The 15,656-nt window shown below is 66.5% G+C and carries 21 protein-coding genes and 3 pseudogenes; 13 read left to right on the plus strand and 11 right to left on the minus strand.

Annotated elements, in window-relative coordinates:
* Positions 1-45: 45 nt before the first annotated feature.
* The 3 genes and pseudogenes from GNX96_RS66380 to GNX96_RS42365 all read right to left on the minus strand — a co-directional run.
* A pseudogene (locus GNX96_RS66380) lies at positions 46-1,299 on the minus strand (HAMP domain-containing protein); the annotation flags it as partial.
* The gene (locus GNX96_RS42360; RefSeq protein ID WP_163573194.1) at positions 1,269-1,964 is read right to left on the minus strand and encodes a response regulator transcription factor; all 696 of its coding nucleotides are present in this window, start codon (positions 1,962-1,964) and stop codon (positions 1,269-1,271) included. The gene GNX96_RS42360 and the pseudogene GNX96_RS66380, both read right to left, overlap by 31 nt.
* A 12-nt stretch (positions 1,965-1,976) precedes the next feature.
* A pseudogene (locus GNX96_RS42365) lies at positions 1,977-3,277 on the minus strand (MFS transporter).
* Between the two features lie 468 nt (positions 3,278-3,745).
* On the opposite strand from GNX96_RS42365, the gene GNX96_RS42370 reads away from it, so the two are divergent.
* From GNX96_RS42370 to GNX96_RS42395, 6 genes are read left to right on the plus strand one after another with little or no spacing between them, the layout of a single operon-like run.
* Positions 3,746-4,075, plus strand: coding sequence for a hypothetical protein (locus GNX96_RS42370; protein ID WP_279582966.1), 330 nt, complete (start codon positions 3,746-3,748; stop codon positions 4,073-4,075).
* Between the two features lie 46 nt (positions 4,076-4,121).
* The gene (locus tag GNX96_RS42375; RefSeq protein ID WP_279582967.1) at positions 4,122-4,274 is read left to right on the plus strand and encodes a hypothetical protein; all 153 of its coding nucleotides are present in this window, start codon (positions 4,122-4,124) and stop codon (positions 4,272-4,274) included.
* A gap of 46 nt (positions 4,275-4,320) precedes the next feature.
* Positions 4,321-6,453: a hypothetical protein gene (locus GNX96_RS42380; protein ID WP_163573197.1), complete on the plus strand. Its 2,133-nt coding sequence runs from the start codon at positions 4,321-4,323 to the stop codon at positions 6,451-6,453.
* A complete protein-coding gene (locus tag GNX96_RS42385) occupies positions 6,381-7,034 on the plus strand; it encodes a hypothetical protein (protein WP_163573198.1) in 654 nt (217 codons plus the stop codon). Before GNX96_RS42380 ends, GNX96_RS42385 begins: the two co-directional genes overlap by 73 nt.
* Positions 7,027-7,779: a nucleotide-binding protein gene (locus GNX96_RS42390; protein ID WP_163573199.1), complete on the plus strand. Its 753-nt coding sequence runs from the start codon at positions 7,027-7,029 to the stop codon at positions 7,777-7,779. The genes GNX96_RS42385 and GNX96_RS42390 overlap by 8 nt, the downstream gene beginning before the upstream one ends.
* Positions 7,776-8,084 carry a hypothetical protein gene (locus tag GNX96_RS42395; protein ID WP_163573200.1) on the plus strand — a complete coding sequence of 103 codons (309 nt, stop codon included), beginning with the start codon at positions 7,776-7,778 and terminating at the stop codon, positions 8,082-8,084. The genes GNX96_RS42390 and GNX96_RS42395 overlap by 4 nt, the downstream gene beginning before the upstream one ends.
* A 66-nt stretch (positions 8,085-8,150) precedes the next feature.
* Here the strand turns inward: GNX96_RS42395 and GNX96_RS66385 are convergent.
* The 3 genes and pseudogenes from GNX96_RS66385 to GNX96_RS42415 all read right to left on the minus strand — a co-directional run bounded on the left by GNX96_RS66385 (position 8,151) and on the right by GNX96_RS42415 (position 9,681).
* Positions 8,151-8,718, minus strand: a pseudogene (locus GNX96_RS66385) (sulfotransferase family protein).
* Between the two features lie 49 nt (positions 8,719-8,767).
* Positions 8,768-8,959, minus strand: coding sequence for a hypothetical protein (locus tag GNX96_RS42410; RefSeq protein WP_163573203.1), 192 nt, complete (start codon positions 8,957-8,959; stop codon positions 8,768-8,770).
* Positions 8,956-9,681 (minus strand): sulfite exporter TauE/SafE family protein, encoded by a 726-nt coding sequence (locus tag GNX96_RS42415; protein ID WP_163573204.1) that lies wholly within the window; start codon positions 9,679-9,681, stop codon positions 8,956-8,958. Before GNX96_RS42415 ends, GNX96_RS42410 begins: the two co-directional genes overlap by 4 nt.
* A 127-nt stretch (positions 9,682-9,808) precedes the next feature.
* Between GNX96_RS42415 and GNX96_RS42420 the strand changes: the two genes are divergently transcribed.
* From GNX96_RS42420 to GNX96_RS42445, 7 genes are all read left to right on the plus strand, one after another.
* Complete coding sequence (locus GNX96_RS42420; RefSeq protein ID WP_313885929.1) at positions 9,809-10,282, plus strand: TetR/AcrR family transcriptional regulator; 474 nt, start codon at positions 9,809-9,811, stop codon at positions 10,280-10,282.
* Positions 10,282-10,416 (plus strand): TetR/AcrR family transcriptional regulator, encoded by a 135-nt coding sequence (locus GNX96_RS61875; protein ID WP_313885930.1) that lies wholly within the window; start codon positions 10,282-10,284, stop codon positions 10,414-10,416. Before GNX96_RS42420 ends, GNX96_RS61875 begins: the two co-directional genes overlap by 1 nt.
* A 60-nt stretch (positions 10,417-10,476) precedes the next feature.
* Positions 10,477-11,007, plus strand: a complete 531-nt coding sequence (locus GNX96_RS42425) for a SigE family RNA polymerase sigma factor (protein WP_163573205.1) — start codon at positions 10,477-10,479, stop codon at positions 11,005-11,007.
* Entirely contained in the window at positions 11,000-11,959 is a 960-nt protein-coding gene (locus tag GNX96_RS42430; RefSeq protein WP_163573206.1) for a beta propeller repeat protein, read from the plus strand. The genes GNX96_RS42425 and GNX96_RS42430 overlap by 8 nt, the downstream gene beginning before the upstream one ends.
* Positions 11,929-12,303: a beta propeller repeat protein gene (locus GNX96_RS42435; protein WP_163573207.1), complete on the plus strand. Its 375-nt coding sequence runs from the start codon at positions 11,929-11,931 to the stop codon at positions 12,301-12,303. Before GNX96_RS42430 ends, GNX96_RS42435 begins: the two co-directional genes overlap by 31 nt.
* Before the next feature lie 82 nt (positions 12,304-12,385).
* On the plus strand, positions 12,386-12,829 hold the full coding sequence (locus GNX96_RS42440; RefSeq protein WP_163573208.1) for a RidA family protein: 444 nt from the start codon (positions 12,386-12,388) through the stop codon (positions 12,827-12,829).
* A 188-nt stretch (positions 12,830-13,017) separates the two neighbouring features.
* Positions 13,018-13,440, plus strand: coding sequence for an MmpS family transport accessory protein (locus GNX96_RS42445; RefSeq protein ID WP_279582968.1), 423 nt, complete (start codon positions 13,018-13,020; stop codon positions 13,438-13,440).
* Here the strand turns inward: GNX96_RS42445 and GNX96_RS42450 are convergent.
* The 5 genes from GNX96_RS42450 to GNX96_RS42475 form a co-directional block, all read right to left on the minus strand.
* Positions 13,433-13,696, minus strand: coding sequence for a hypothetical protein (locus GNX96_RS42450; RefSeq protein ID WP_279582969.1), 264 nt, complete (start codon positions 13,694-13,696; stop codon positions 13,433-13,435). The two genes, GNX96_RS42445 and GNX96_RS42450, sit on opposite strands and share 8 nt — an antisense overlap.
* 13 nt (positions 13,697-13,709) lie before the next feature.
* Entirely contained in the window at positions 13,710-14,087 is a 378-nt protein-coding gene (locus tag GNX96_RS42455; protein ID WP_452124507.1) for a hypothetical protein, read from the minus strand.
* Positions 14,072-14,614, minus strand: coding sequence for an outer membrane protein assembly factor BamB family protein (locus tag GNX96_RS42460; protein WP_279582970.1), 543 nt, complete (start codon positions 14,612-14,614; stop codon positions 14,072-14,074). The genes GNX96_RS42455 and GNX96_RS42460 overlap by 16 nt, the downstream gene beginning before the upstream one ends.
* 111 nt (positions 14,615-14,725) lie before the next feature.
* Positions 14,726-15,268: a TetR/AcrR family transcriptional regulator gene (locus GNX96_RS67495; RefSeq protein WP_279582971.1), complete on the minus strand. Its 543-nt coding sequence runs from the start codon at positions 15,266-15,268 to the stop codon at positions 14,726-14,728.
* On the minus strand, positions 15,269-15,493 hold the full coding sequence (locus GNX96_RS42475) for a hypothetical protein (RefSeq protein WP_163573215.1): 225 nt from the start codon (positions 15,491-15,493) through the stop codon (positions 15,269-15,271).
* Positions 15,494-15,656: the final 163 nt, after the last annotated feature.

A 15,656-nucleotide genomic window follows, 5' to 3' on the forward strand; every position in this document is an offset into this window, starting at 1 on the left:
TATCGCGAGGCCCAGGCCGCTGCCCGGCTGTGCGGATGTACGCGCCGACCGCCAGAACCGCCGGGTCGCCGCTGCCAGCTCGTTCGCCGGCAGTCCCGTACCGTTGTCACACAACACGAATCGGCCGGTGGATCCATGCCGCTGGATGCTCGTACGCACCTCGGCGCTTCGCCCCGCATAGCGGATCGCGTTGTCCAGGAACACATCCAGCATCTGCCCGAGGTCGAGCTCGCTGATCGCCACCTCACCCGACCAGCTGTTTTCGTCGGCACATAGGGTGATTTGCGACCTGCATGCGGTTGGCCGCCAGGCGTCGACCCGCTCGGACAGCACCCACCAGCCGGTGCACCGAATCTCCGCGGCCTGCGCGCTGGTGGCGGTGCCGACCGCGAAACTGTCCGCCCGGGCCAACTGCAGAAGGCCGTCCAGCAGCTGTTCCAGCCGGCTCAGCTCGGTCGCGGCCGCGCCCAGCGCGAGCCGGTTTTTCCTTATAGAGCCAGGATCGGTGGCGGCCGCATCCAGTCGCAGGCGCAACGCGGCCATCGGATTGCGCAGCTGGTGGGAGGCGTCCGCGACCAGGTCGCGCTGCTGTTGCGCGGCTTGCGCGAGTGCCTCGCAAAGCCCGTTGAATCGGGCCCCGAGCTCGCGGATTTCCGGCGGTCCGCTGCGGCCGGCCACCCGCACATCCCCGGTCCCGGCCGCCAATGCCTGGGTCGCGGCCTGCAACTCGCGCAGCGGCTGCAGCAGCCACCGGGTCAATCCCAGTGCCAACAGGGCAAAAGACAGCGCGACCGCGGCGAGGCCTGCGCCGACCACGCCCCACGAAACCGCCAGATCCGCCGCGGCCAAGCGCACATTCGCGTCCAGCACGACGGCGCCGCTGACTGTCGTCGGGCCACCTACTGGGAGCGCGAAGACCACGGTTCCCCTCGACCAGGGCAGGAGCAGGGGCGGAGCCGCGATTTGTTGGCTGCGCAGGGCATTCGCGGCCGCGGCGGCGATGGCCGGACGGGTGAGCGAGCCGGATCCGGTGGCCGCCAGCTGGTCTCCGCGGCTGTCCACGAGCACCAGGCCGTCGCCGTAAACGGCCGTGTAGCGCGCCATTTCGGTGGTCACCCTCCTGATGCCACCGGGAGAATGATCCAGCGCCAGCGTCACGAACCAGGCCAGGTCGTGCTGTCGCTGGGCCGCGAACGAGGCCGTACGTGCCGACGCGATCATCAGCGCAAGCGGGACCGCGAGAGCGGTGCTGACCACCAGGGCGAGAACTAGGACCGCGGCGAGGAGTCGACTGCGCATCCTGGTGATTCCTCCAGCCGAAAACCGAATCCGCGAATGGTGGTGATCAGTCCGGGGCGGCCGAGTTTGCCCCGTAGAGCACCGATGTGGACATCCAACGACCGGGACACCGCAAGATACGCGTCTCCCCACACTTCGTCCATCACCAGCTGCCGGCTGACCGCCTCCCCGACCCGGCGCGCGAGGGACGCCAGAATGCCGAATTCGATCGGGGTGAGCGCGACCGGCGTGCCGCCGACAATGACCTGCCGGGAATCCAGTTCAATGTGGATATCCGCGATCTGGACGACGGCGTGAGCGTCGGCGCGGACCGTACGTCCGCGTCGGCGTACCGCTTCGATTCGGGCCAGCAGGACGGTCAGGCCGACCGGTTTCACCAGGTAGTCGTCCGCGCCCAGGCGCAGGCCGCGGATCACGCTCCGATCGTCGTTTCGAGCGGTGAGCACGATAACCGGCACATTGGAGATCCGTCGGAGTTTGCGCAGGCCATCGAGACCGTCCAGGTCCGGCAGCCCGAGATCCAGCAGCACCAGGTCGGCCATGGTGTGATCGCGCAACATGTCGTCCGCGCGGCGAACCCGCAGGGTTCGAATCGCGAAACCGCGCAGCCCGTCGGTCAGTGCGTCCGCGACTCCGTCGTCGTCCTCGACCACCATCACCCGCATGTCGTTCTCATCTCAGTCGAGGTTTTCGGTGTCGCGGTCTATCCAGGATCGCTGCGAAGTTTCCCGCATTCGTGCGTACACCACGAAAGAGACCAGTATGCAGGCGGTCACATACCAGTAGAACCAGTTCTCGTGGCCCTGCTGTTTCAGTGCGAGCGCGATGTATTCGGCGGTTCCACCGAAGATCGCGGTCGCCAGCGCGTACGGGAGGCCGACACCCAGGGCCCGGATATGCACCGGGAAGAGTTCCGCCTTGACCACCGCGCTGATCGAGTGTAGCCGGCCACGATGACCAGGGCGGACATCATCAGGACGAAGGCCGTGAGCGGATTGTGGGTGCCGGCCAGCAGGGTGAGAATCGGTACGGTGCCCAGTGATCCGGCGATCCCGAAGAACAGCAGCAGCGGGCGGCGCCCGATCCGGTCCGACAGCGCGCCGTAAAGGGGTTGCATCACCACGAAGATCAGCAGCGCGACGAAGTTGATGGTGGTCACCGAGGTTTTGTCGATGCCGCTGGTGTTGATCATGAATTTCTGCATATACGTGGTGTACGTGTAAAACGCCACCGTGCCGCCCATGGTCAGGCCCACCACCAGGAAGAACGATCGGGGGTGGCGCATCAGCGACCGGATGGTCCCGCGTCTTTCGGCGGTCTGTGGGCCGGCCTGCCGGAAACTGGCCGACTCGTCCATGGTCCGGCGCAGCCACACCACGGCGACGGCCGCGAAAGCGCCGACCGCGAAGGCGATTCGCCAGCCCCACAGGGTCAGCTGCCGATCGGTCAGCAGGTGCTGCAGGCCGATCTGCAGGCCGAGCGCCACCAACTGCCCCATCACCAGGGTCACGTACTGGAAAGCCGAGTAGTACCCCCGACGGCCGCGCGGTGCCACCTCGGACAGATATGTTGCCGCGGTGGAATATTCGCCGCCGACCGAGATGCCCTGGACGAGCCGGGCCAGCAGGAGTAATGCTGGCGCGGCCGTACCGATGACCGCATAGCGGGGGTTCGCCGCGATCAGTAACGCACCGACCGCCATCAGGCTCACCGACAGGGTGAGTGCGGCCCGCCGGCCATGCCGATCGGCGTAGCGACCGAGAATCCAACCGCCGACCGGCCGCATCAGGAAACCGACCGCGAACACCCCGGCGGTGTCCAGCAGCTTGGCGGTGAGATCGCCGGACGGGAAGAAAGTCGCCGCGAAGTAGACGCTGAAGGCGGCGTACGCATACCAGTCGTACCACTCGATGAGATTGCCGAGAGAACCCCTGACCACATTGCCGGCAACGCTGTGCCTGTTCGTTCGTACGACCATCGAACTCGCGGAATTCAAAAGATCTCTCCTTTGCTGGCGTCAGCGTCACCTTGGTGGCCGATGTGCCGCGGAGCAAGGAAATGACGGCGTTCTTTACAGTTCCTTAGGAACACTCGTGAGCGCCGCGGGCGTATCCTGGGCAAACTGCCAGGGTGGGTAACGCCGGTCCGGAGAACTGCCGAACTCGGAAAAAAAGAAAAAATCTTCTGGTCTGGATTGTTTTCTGTTGGCGGTCACGGGTAATCTCGGGTCCCTTGTTGGCGGAGCAAAATGTTTTCCGGATTTCCGTGAACAGTCAACGATGAATGTTCCCGACAGGGGAGACATGCAAATGCCTGGTCAGACGGACTCCACTCCGGAGCGATTCGCGCCGCCGCGCGCAGCAAAACACCGTCCCACTTCCCGTCGACCCGGAGCCGCCACCCGAATGTGGTCGACACCGCCGCCTGGATATCAGGCATTGCGCGGATGAGCGCGGTCGGGTGGGCACGAAGATTCTGGTTGGTGAGCCTGCTAACCCTGCTGTTGGGAGCGGTGATCGTCGGGGGCCTGGTCGCGATCGTCGGGGTGTATCAGCCAGCGGACTCCGTGCCCGGCGCATCGGCGACGGCCGCCAGGGCCGTGCCGGCGAGCCAGCACCCCCGTTCGCCAGGTTTTCCCTCGGAGGCCGCGAAAGCCGTACGGGCCACCTTGCCGAGCGGCCATCGGTCCACCCCTGCGCCACCCAAGCGCGACCCCGACGGAGGCAACTCGTGGATTCCGCCGTTTCTGCGACCTTGGCTGTCGCCGGCCCGGTGAGCTGACCGATCATCCTGCGATCGTACGAACGAAAGGAGTGTCTGCTGTGCTTATCAAGCCGGACGAAGACGCCGGGGCCGGTGGCCTGCGGGCGTCGCCGGACCGCTGGCTGGGTGCCAATGTCAGGAAAGGAGCCCGGGACGGTACGTATGTGGTGATCATCCCGCGAAAGCCGGTTCGCGTATGCGGTCGCCACTGAAATCGAAGCTCGGGCGGCGGCTCGCGACCGCAGCGTTTCCGCACTTGTGCCACCCCTGCGTGGCCGGGATTTCACTGCTCCCGCGTACGAACGGCTGGTGGGCAACTGGTGCGCGGAGCACCTGCCGGCCGGCGAGAGTCCGGTGCTGGTCGCGCTGTGCGAGGACGGATTGCTTGCGGACCTGCGAAATCTGGGCCTGACCAGCTATGTGGGAATGCCTCCGGGCAGTGAGCGTAAGAAACTGCGCGGGCAGGGCGACTCGTACACGTTGATGGTGCCGGTCACCACCGCGCGTGGCTTTGTCCGGGCGGTGATGGCGAACTCGCTGCCGGCCACCCCGGCCCGGCCGGAACGCAAAATCTGGTCCCGTCCAGGTCATGCGGCGCCTACGATCGGGCCCCGGTTGGCCAGACTGGGTTTGGTGGGCGCCACCGGCATCGCCAGCGCGCTGGTGTTGGCGAACATCTCGGCGGCGGCCCCGGTGATGCCCACACCGCTGGCGCTGGCGCCGGCCCCGGTCGTCCAACAGGGTGGTGCCGGCGCTGCCCCGGATTCCGTAGACCCGGCGCAGGAACCCCTGCATTCACCGCAGAATTCCGTTGCTCCGCAACAGAATCCGGCTGCCGTGCCGCCGGCGGGTTCGCCGTACACACCGCAGCACGCGGCGGCCGAAAGTGGTGGACTGGTGCCGACGCTGCTGTCGGCGCCGGCGCCGCCGGCGCCTCCTGGCGGCGATCAGGGGAATCCGGTGGGATCGGCGGCGGGAGCGGCCTGGAACGGCATCGTGAACGCGGTCGGCAAGACCTGGGACGCGATCCCGAACGGTTACGGATACAACGCGCGCCTGGGGGTTTACGACGGCCCGGGCGGCATGGTGGAACTGACGTTGGGCAAGGACGAGAACGGAAAACCCGCGGCGGCACTCACCAGTGGCCTGGGTTACGGCAAGGGCGGTGCGGTCGTCTACGGCCGGCTGGTGCCGATGCCCAAACCCGGAAACAATGTTCTCTACGTCCAAAAGGCGAACAACGGACCCATCGGCTTGCCGGGATCGACGTACAACGACGTGGGTTTTGGCTGCGATCAGTACGGCCGAAACTGTCACCTCTTCGAAAACTCCCGGGTGGGAAACGGAAAAGGTCGGGTCGGTGGCGTCTGTGAACAGTCCCAGACCAAGGACGAGTGCCAGCCGATCATCCAGTTCGGGGCGAAACCGCTCGGTAAGGGCAACGAGTCGGATATCAACGTGACGGCAACCTGCGTCGCCACCAGCGAGGGCGTCGACGGAAGCTGCCTGCCACCGGGCAGTGAGCCATGGCTGGTGAGCAAGATGCTGCGCTCCCTGCAGAAGATGACGCCTCCCGAGGCGCCGTCCGAAGCAAGCCCGGAAACTCCGGCCGAGGGCTCGCCGGCCGGCGAGGATCCGGTGTACGGCCCCGATGCGCAGCCTCCGTCCGAAGCCGATCCGAACGGCGGGGACGAACAGGCACCCCCGGACGAGCAGGCTCCGCCCGCGGAACAGGCTCCACCGGACGAGACCGTACCGGCTGAGGGTGCACCAGTTGAGGGTGCTCCGACTGAGGGTGCACCGGCCGAAAGTGGTCCGGCGGACGAGGCGCCGGCTGAAGGTGCACCGGTTGAGGGTGCGCCGACCGAACAACCGGCCGAAGGTGCGCCGGCGGAACCCGGCGCGGTGGAAGGCGAGACCGGTCCGGTCGAAGGGCCGCCGGCCGACCCGCCGGGGGTGGCTGGGGATGCGGGTGTTGCCGGGGATTCGTCGAATGTGTCGGCCGAGGGCAGCCCTCCGGACGTACGCACCCCGACCGAACCGTCCAGTTCGGACTGGGGTGACTGGTTCCGGAGGCTGCCGCCGGTCGGCGCGCCGACGAGCATCGCGGGCAGGCTCAACTGGGCTGGTTTTCTCTATTCCATGTTGGGAGCCGACTCGGCTCCGCCCACTGACCGGCGGCCAACGTGCCACCCGGCTCGCCGGGTGCGCCTTTCGGCGTCAAGAACGGTGTTTACTGCCAATCCGAGGCATGCCCCGAATCGGCGCCAGCGCAGGCGGGCGTCAACGGTCAGGGTGATACTCCGAACAACCTGGGCGTGCCGGACGGCAGCGCGGCCGCGGACACCGGAAACATCAATGATGAGGCCGTTCCGGGGCAGGCTGGGGTGAATGGTCAGGGTGATACGCCGGACAACCTGGGCGCACCTGACGGCGGTTCGTACCCGGACAACGGAAACATCAATGATGAGGCCGTTCCGGGGCAGGCTGGGGTGAATGGTCAGGGTGATACGCCGGACAACCTGGGCGCACCTGACGGCGGTTCGTACCCGGACAACGGAAACATCAATGATGAGGCCGTTCCGGGGCAGGCTGGGGTGAATGGTCAGGGTGATACGCCGGACAACCTGGGCGCACCTGACGGCGGTTCGTACCCGGACAACGGAAACATCAACAACGAAGGCGGCCCACCGCCAGACGCCGGTCCGGGCCAGGCCGGGGTGAATGGTCAGGGCGATACTCCGGACAACGTCGCTCCGCCGCCAGATGCCGGGCCGCCTCCGGACGCGGGTCCGCCGCCAGACGCCGGACCGCCGCCGGACGCGGGTCCGCCGCCAGATGCCGGTCCGCCCCCAGACGCAGGTCCGCCCCCAGACACAAGCCCGCCGCCAGACGCAGGTCCGCCGCCAGATGCCGGACCTGCCGCGGACACCGGGAATATCAATGACGAAGGGAGTCCGGCCGGTGGGTGAGCCGGCGCGCGGCGCAAGGCCGCGCGGGGAACAGCGGCCGGTGGTGTCCAGGTCCGGTACGCCGGAGTTGGACGCCCCGCTGTGGTTCCCGGATCGTACGGGTGCCGACGCGGGAGCGGAGCCGAGCACCCTGGCGAAAGTGGACCAGAGCCGGCTTTTGCGGCCGGAGGACTATCTCCGCGAGTCGCGACAGCCGCCGATCCTGGGGTGGCAGCGGATCGCTTGGCGGCTGGGTGCGCGAGGGGTGCGCCCAGGTGCCCGCGAGCGCCGCCACCGCCGATGGGCCCGACTGTCCCGCCGGCCGCTCGCGGCACCGAAGGTGATCGCGGTGTTCAGCCCGAAAGGCGGCGTCGGCAAGTCGACTACCGCCTTGCAGCTGGGGCAGGTTTTGGCCCGGCTGCGGGGAGATCTGATCGCCGCGCTGGACGCCAACCCGGACTCCGGCAACCTGATCAAGCGGGTGGCCGAGCCGTACAGTCCGGGCAGCGCCAGCGAACTTCGGTGTTACAGCGAGCATGTGCAGCGGTACGCGGACCTGATGCCTTATGTGACCGAGGCCGAAGGCGGGCTGTGCGTGGTCCGCTCGGACACCGCCGCGGCCGGCCGGCTCGGGCCGGTGGAATATCGCGAGGTCCTCGGGGTGCTCTCGCGTTTCTATTCCATCATCGTGGTGGATCTGGGCACCGGCATGCGCGAGGCGGCCTTCTGTCCATTGTGGAGGCTGCCGACGCGGTGGTCGCGGTGACCAGGCCGAGTTTCGACGCCGCGGAGGTGCTGGTGGAGGGAATGGACTGGCTGGCCAGGCGATTCCCGCTCAAGGTGGCCACCTCGACGGTGGTCGTCAACGCCTCTCACACGGTCGCGGGGGAGCTGGACCTGGACCGGTTGGAGGCGGAGTTGAGCAGGCAGGTGGCCCATGTCCTGCGGGTGCCGCATGACCGGCATCTCGCCGCCGGCGGGGTGCCGCAGTGGCTTCTGCTGTCCCACCACACCCAGGATGCCTACCTCAAGTTGGCCGCCACCGTGGTCGACTCCTTACCTGAGGGATAAGGGAAACCTGCCGTTTGGCCGCCGGGATGCAGCGTTGCTCCCGGCGGCCAAACTTTGTTGGTACGCCTACTGGCGACTGCGGAATTCTGCGACCGTACGAACAAAGGCCGCCGAGTCGTTGAGCCAGGGGAATTCCTCGTCCGGCACCGGCACGCCAAGGAATGCGCACAACGGCTCCCAGCCGTCGCTGACCTCGTACACGAGCAGCTTCTCAGCCGGCACCTCGCGTCTTACGGCTTCGTTGTGGCGGCTGAAGACGTTGATGAGGTGGTCTTTTTTCCCGGGATCCGCCAAACATCCGGTCGAACATCACCGGTACCAGTCGCCGCGCGGAGGTAGTCGGGCCGTCCACCTCCTTGAAGAGGTCTTCGTTGAGGACGGTTTTGATCATGCTTTGGTACCATTTCTCTGGGTCCCGTACGCTGAGCAGGACCTTCGCGTCCGGGTACGCTTCCATTAGCTCGCGCCAGAAATAACAGCCGGGCGAGTCGGTGGTCGACTGGTATCCGGCGAAGGTGGCCACCAGGTCGATCTTTTCCCCGGAATAGGCGGCGACCCAGCTGTCGATGTGCTCGGGGTGTTCCATGACTTCGCGCATGTGATAGCAGGGGCCAAAGCCCAGTTTATTGAGCACGGTCTGCTGGGTGGAGGTGCAGTACGCGGGAAGCCCGCGCCGATGACCTTCATAGTAGTTCCCTTCCTTTCGAAGGTACGGTCGTTTTCTCGTTGGCGGCAGCCGAGTGTGTCGTACGCGCCAGTAAAAACCACGCCGTCGCGGCGATAAGTGCGGCCACCGCGACCACAATCAGGGTGGTGAGTGCGGCCAGTCCGAGCAGGCTGAGGCCGGAGGCGAGCAGAACGACGGCGAGCGTCACCCGGATGACTCGGCTGGGGGTGCGCGCGACGAGAGCAGCGCGCCGATGACGGCGCCCGGGATCGAGCCGACCAGAAGGCCAGCCACCAGGCCAAAGTGTACTTCGCCAAAGAACAGGTGTCCGAGGGCGGCCGAGGCCACCAGGGGCAGTGCCTGGGCGAGGTCGGTGCCCACCAGCCGGCCGGCCGAAAGGCGTGGATACATCAGCAAAAGCGTGACCATGACGAGAGACCCGGAGCCGACGGACGTGACTCCGACAATGAAGCCCACCACCACGCCGATCAGCACGAGCCGGCCCGGCGCCACCGCCGCTTCCGGCTCCACGCCTGGGTTTTCCGGGCGTTTGCGCAGATCCAGATACATTCGTACGACGGTGGAAGCGACCGCCAGCAGTAGGGCCGCGCCCAGCAGGATGCGCAGAATGCCGTCCACTCGTGCGGAGCGGAGCAGGCCGTCCACCATCGCGCCGACGAATGCCGCCGGCACCGATCCGACACACAGCCACAGTGCGATCCGCCAGCGGATGGTGTGCTGGCGCAAGTGCACCAGCACGGCGAACGGCTTCATCACCACGCTGGTCACCAGGTCGGTGGACACCGCGGCCAGCGGTGGCACGCCGAGCAGCAGCGTCAGGATCGGCGTCATCAGAGCGCCGCCGCCGGTGCCGGTCAGGCCGACCAGGAATCCGGTGACCAGTCCGGCCGCCGCGAAGGTCCAGTCCACCGTTACCCCTCTCGCTAGACTGAGGTCAACGCGTGTTGACATGACTTTAGCCCCGGAGCCCACCGCATATCAACGCCCGTTGACACTCGCCGTAAACTCGGCGGCGAACCGATCAGCGAGGACACCGATGGCGAGTCAGCCGGACCAGACCGAGGCCGAGCCCAGCTCCCTGCAGCGGCGGTCGGAGCGTACGAAGGCGGCCATCCTCGCTGCCGCGAGGACCGAGTTCGCGAGCAGCGGCTACCAGCGCTCGACGATCCGGGCCATCGCCGCCGACGCGGGCATCGATCCGGCGCTGGTGATGCGTTACTATGGCTCCAAGGAAAAGCTGTTCCACGCCGTTCTGGACGTCGATCTTACGTTGCCAGACCTGGGAAACGTACCGAGAGAGCAGCTCGGCGAGCGGATTATCCGGCATTTCATCGGCAAATGGGAGGATGAGCGGTTCCGGGAGGCGTACATCTTCCTTTTCCGTGCCGCGATGGGAAACGAGCTCGCCGCGGCGCGCATGCTCACCGTCTTTCGCGAGCAGGTCATCCCGCACACCGCGGCCCTGCTCGCGCGGTGCCAGCCGAGGCTGAGCAGCGTGCGTCCGCGGTGATGACCCAGCTTGTCGGCCTGGGCACCTGCCGGTACGTGCTGGGCGTGCCGCCGCTGGCCGAGCTCACCATCGATCAGCTGGTCGCGCGATTCGGCCCGACCATTCAACGCTACCTCACCGGTCCACTCGGATAACTCGTTCTCAACCTTTCCGGCAATGCCTGCGTCGTTGTGGGTGGCAGCGAAGGGACGGGGATGACTTCGGATGAAGTGGACGACTTCACCAGCTACGTGCACCGTACGACCAGGCAGTTCACCGCGATCGCGTATTTGCTGACGGGCGACCAGGGGCGTGCGGAGGACCTGACGCAGACCGCGTACGCGAAGACGTACGTGGCGTGGCGGCGAATCCGGATGGAGGACCCGTACGCGTTCACCCGGCGAATCCTGCTGAACAGTCACATCGACTGGTGGCGGCGACGGAGTCGACTCGAGGTGCCGGTCGCAGGACTGCGGGAGCCAGCTCCGCAGCCCGATTTCGCGAGCGTGGTGATCGACCGGCAGGAGTTGGCCGACGCGATGAGCCGGTTGACCCGGCGCGAGCGGCTGGTCGTGGTCCTGCGGTATTTCCTCGATCTGCCGTCCGACAGTGTGGCCGCGCAGCTGGGAGTGACGACCGGCACGGTGAAGTCCACGGCTTCGCGCGCTCTCGGCAAGCTCCGCGCCGACCCGGTTTTCGCGGCCAGCGGTCGAATTCCCCAGCCTGAAGGAGTAGCAGATGTTTGATGACCAGGATGTGAAGACGGCTCTGCGCACCTTCGATCCGGGCGTACGGGTCGATGTGCGGGCCGTGGTCCAGCAGGGCCGGCGGATCAAACAGCGCCGGCTCGCCGTCGGCGCGACCGCCGCGGTGGCGGCGCTGGCGGTCGGGGTGACTGGCACCCAGTTCGCCAGCCATTCCGATCGGCTGACCGGCGATCTGGCGGCCACCGTGATCGCCGGTAGGTTGCCGGCCAACACCAACGTGGTCGGTTCGGTTGTCCTGAGTACGACGATTAACGAGGTCGTCAGCAAACTGGCGGCGGGCGGGTTCGCCTGGTCGCGTACGGCCGATGGCGGGCACACGTGGGACACTCGCAAACTGCCATCCAGCCTGGCCAACCCGCATGCGGTGGTCGCGCTGGACGCGCAGACCACGATGGTCGGGAACCTCATCACACACGACGGCGGGGAAACCTGGTCCGTACGCCCAGCAGCCGGCGCGGCCGTACGTTCATTGCCCACCCAGTGGCAACTGCTGACGCCGCTGAGCACGGACGCCCTGCTCGCCCAGCCGGCCGCGAACGCCTCAGCTGGCGAGCTGGCCGCCGGCCCGGTGGCCAAGGCTGGCCAGCCGCCCACCGTCCCGATGGCCGTTGATCCGGGGTCCGGTCAGCTACACCCGCTCGGCACCGCCGCGAGGGGCTGCCTACCGACGAACGAGCGACAGCCCACGAACGGTTCGCTCTGGCTGGAGGCGATGGCGCGGTCGCCGTCAGCCGCGACCGCGGCGCGACCTGGCACACGTTCGACGCCCCGGCGGCGAAAGGCTCCAGTGGCGTCAACTTTGCCAAGGATGGACCGAAACACCCGGATCGGCAGGTCACCGTGGACAGCCTCGACGGCCATACCGGATATGCCCTGGTGGAGTACATTCCTGGTCCGCAGGTGCTCCTTCGCACCACCGACGGTGGCCTGACCTGGCAGAAGACCCAGACGATCGGCAGGGTTGTCTCCGGTTTAGGCGTTCTCGGCGATGGGTCGGTCGCGACGATCGACATGAACACTGCCGGCGGTGATTCGTCTCCGGTCATCCGCAGCACCGACGCTGGCGCTACTTTCCAGCGGATCTCCACGAAACCGGCTCCGGGCGGCATTCCCTATCGGACCGTTCTCGGGTCCTACTCCGCCGCATTGTGGCCGAAGAGTACTCCGTATGGCGAGGTGGTTTCCGCTGACGGCATTCATTTCGTACTGGTGCCGCCGCTGCCGGCCGGCGCGATCGTGCCGAATCGGATCATCGTGACTGGTGGCAATGGATAGTCATCACTGAATAACGTCGGCTGGGGACGCTTACCTCTGAGGTAATCGACGGTCGACAAGTCCTGTGCCAGTGTCCGGGCCTATGTCAAACGAATTGGATCTGGACCTGCCGGCGCCCTTTCCGCCGGCCGGCTCGTACGTCAACTCCGTGGTCGTCGGCAGTCTTCTCGTCCTCGGCGGGCACATCCCGATTGGGGTGGACGGTTCTGTGGTACTGGGAAAACTTGGTGAGGAGCTGGACACCGCGGCCGGCTATGAGGCCGCCGGCCGCGCCGCATACAGCGCACTTGCCAGCATGCGAGCCGAACTTGGCTCATTGGACCGGGTACGGCGCATCGTCATGGTCCGCGGATGGGTAAACGCGACACCGAATTTCGTCGAGCACACGAAAGTGATCGACGGCGCATCGGACGTGTTCATCAAGGTGTTCGGCCCGGCCGGGCAGCATGCGCGCATCGCGGTTGGCGTCAACTCCCTTCCGGCCAACCTGGCGTTGGAAATCGAGGTGCTCGCCGAGATCGCTTAAAGGATCATGCGGCCGACGGGCCTCACAAAATTCTGGCAACAGCCGCCCGTCTGCCCCCGTATGCTGCTTGTCGGCAAGTACGGGGAAAGACGGGGAGAAAGATGGCATATCCGGCTAATTCGCCGTTTTCTGGTTTCGTTCCACCGCCGCCCAGAGCCGGACTCAGCACCGGTGTGATCATCGGCATGATGGCCGGCGGCCTGGTGGTTGTGCTGTGTCTGTGCGCTGGGGTGATGGGTGCCGTGCTGCTGTTCACCGCCGGCAACGCACAGAATCCGACGACAGCCTCGGCCACGCCGCCCAGCAGTTCGGGCACCGGCCAGCCGCACGTGGTGACGTATTCGGCATCGAGCCCCGGCAGTTCGATCGGCGAGATCGGTTTCTACGACTCCACTGGCCTTGATCAAAACATCTACGATGTCACATCGCCCTGGACCGACACTGAGACGATCGACAGTGGCGTGGTCGACTACATCACGCTGAATGTCAATCAAATGGGCGGCGACTCGCCGGTTACCTGCTCCATCACTGTCGATGGCAGGCAGGTGGACTCCAAGGCCGTCACCAGCGGCCCCTACCAGGATGTCATCTGCAGCGCGGATCTCAGCTAATCGAAGTGAGAATGCCGTTGCGGGCGCCGACAATCAGGGCGCCGTCGGCTGTCAGGGCCGGATAGCTGTCCACCTGGCCACCCACTTTTACGTCGAACAAACGCTTACCGGCAGCGGTGACGCCGTACACATGGCCGTTCTGGCCGGCGAAATACACGTCTGAGCGGCGGTCGACCACGGTGGAGCTCCAGATCAAAGTGGGTACGGGCCCGTAGGTGGCGGATTCAGTTCCGTCTTTCACGCTGAAAACGTGCACAAAACCAGCGTGGTCACCGACATAGACCAGGCCGTTCGCGGTGAACTGACGGCGAAGAATAAGTGATGGTCCGCGGCGAGTCCCAGGCCCGCGTGCCGTCCGGATGGTAGGCCCACTCCCGCTTTCCGTTCGTACCAAGGATCGCGGTGCCGTCGGCGGCCAAGCCGGCTGAGACTTCGGTGATGCCGTCGCTGGGATTGGCTCGCCAGGCCACTTTCCCAGTGCTGCCGTGGTCGTCGACAGCGACCAGGCCGGAGTCGGCGGTGGTGTAAAGCCGGCCCGTTCCGGTGGCGACCACCGACCCGTACGACCCCGAGCCGGCCTGGACCGTCCACACCAGACGGTGAGACTTTCCCCCAGTCACGTCGATCGCGCTCACGCCGCCGGACATGTCGCCGACATAGACGCGGTCTCCGTTGGCGGTGACCGGAGAAGTCGGTACGCCCGGGAGGTCCTGTGTCCAGAGGTGTACGCCCGCTGGCGACAGTGCGACCAGCTGTTGTGCGCTCGGTACGAGAATGTCGCCACTGGGCAGCACGAGTGCGGAGAGACCGACAGGTCACCACCGCCGGCATGGCCGAGATCGTACGTCCAGCGGTCATTTCCGGTCGCCGGATCGAGTGCGTGGAAAATTCCGGTGTTGGACGCGACGTAAATCGTCCCGTCCGCGCCGATCACCGGGCCAGGTGTGATCGACGTTTCGAGCTGGCGCTGCCAGCGGAATTTCCCGCTCTGCGGGCCATCGGAGGTCGACGCGCCACTGTGCCGGGCGTCGTGCAGCGCGGACGGCCAGGGCGCCCAGGTGGGCTCTCCCGGCGTACCGGACGGAACGGTTTTTTGGTAGCTCCGCCGCCGCATCCCGCGACCAGCAGCGCCAGCAACGAAAAAACCCGCCACCGCGCGGACCCGAAATGACATGGCCCGATGCTAACCACGAGATGGACAGGATCCTCCTTACAAGGACCTTACGGTCTTAAAGCGGCACCGCCGATGCCAGCCAGCATGCGGGCTAGGATCGGCGCCATCTCGTCATCCCGGTCGGCCGGCGCCCAGTTCCAGCCATCTCAGCATCGCGTTGTCCACGGTGGTAGCGATCACCTCCGCGGTCCACCGGCGGATCGCCGGATCGGCGATCCCAGCCAGCGCCTGGGCGCTGATCGGCACGCTCCTCGCCAGAATTTCCTTGGCATAGTCGGCGAATTCCGGCTCATGCTGGGCGTCGCGAATGAGCAGCCGGAAAGCGTCCGGTGCCTGTCTGGCGACTCGCATGGTGTCGGCCAGCGTCCGCGTCACGCCCGCGAGCAGATCTTCGTACGTCGTCCCGTTCACCGGCGCTCGTTCGACGGCGCCGAGTTTTCCGGCGATCTGGTCGATCACGGCCCGGTAGAGCGCCTGTTTGGAGGCAAAATGCCGGTAGACGATGAGTTTTTGGTGATGCCGGCCTCGGCGGCGATGTCGTCGATGGACGTACGCGCGTACCCGCCGGCCGCGAATACTCGGGCGGCCGCCGCGAGGACGCTGGCCGAGCGTTCGGGTGCGGACAGCAGCTTTGCGCCGGCCGGGGGGTGGCATCTACCCAGCATGCCGATCCGGTGCCGGGGCCGCTCGGTGGGCCAGCAACCAGGCCGCGAGCAGGCCGAAGATGACTGAGCTGAGGGTGATCTCGACGCCGTTCGCCACCCGGATCAGCGGCGCCAGCGTGGTTTGCGTGATGATCGGAATCCAGCCATTCAGCAGCGCCAACGACACCGCGCACCACAGCCAGGCCACTGGCCACCTGCGGCGCAGAAGTGCCACGATGACAACGAAAAACCGCCGCGTGCAGGAGTCCGCGGACGAATTCCGAGCTGACCAGAACAGCCATTGGTGGGCTGGTGAATGTCTGCGTACGCGCCGATTTCTCGATGGCCTCGACCACCGGTGTGTCGGCCAGCGCGCAGAGCAGGAAGACCGCACCCAC

The organism is Fodinicola feengrottensis (assembly GCF_010993775.1).
Classification (GTDB): domain Bacteria; phylum Actinomycetota; class Actinomycetes; order Mycobacteriales; family HKI-0501; genus Fodinicola; species Fodinicola feengrottensis.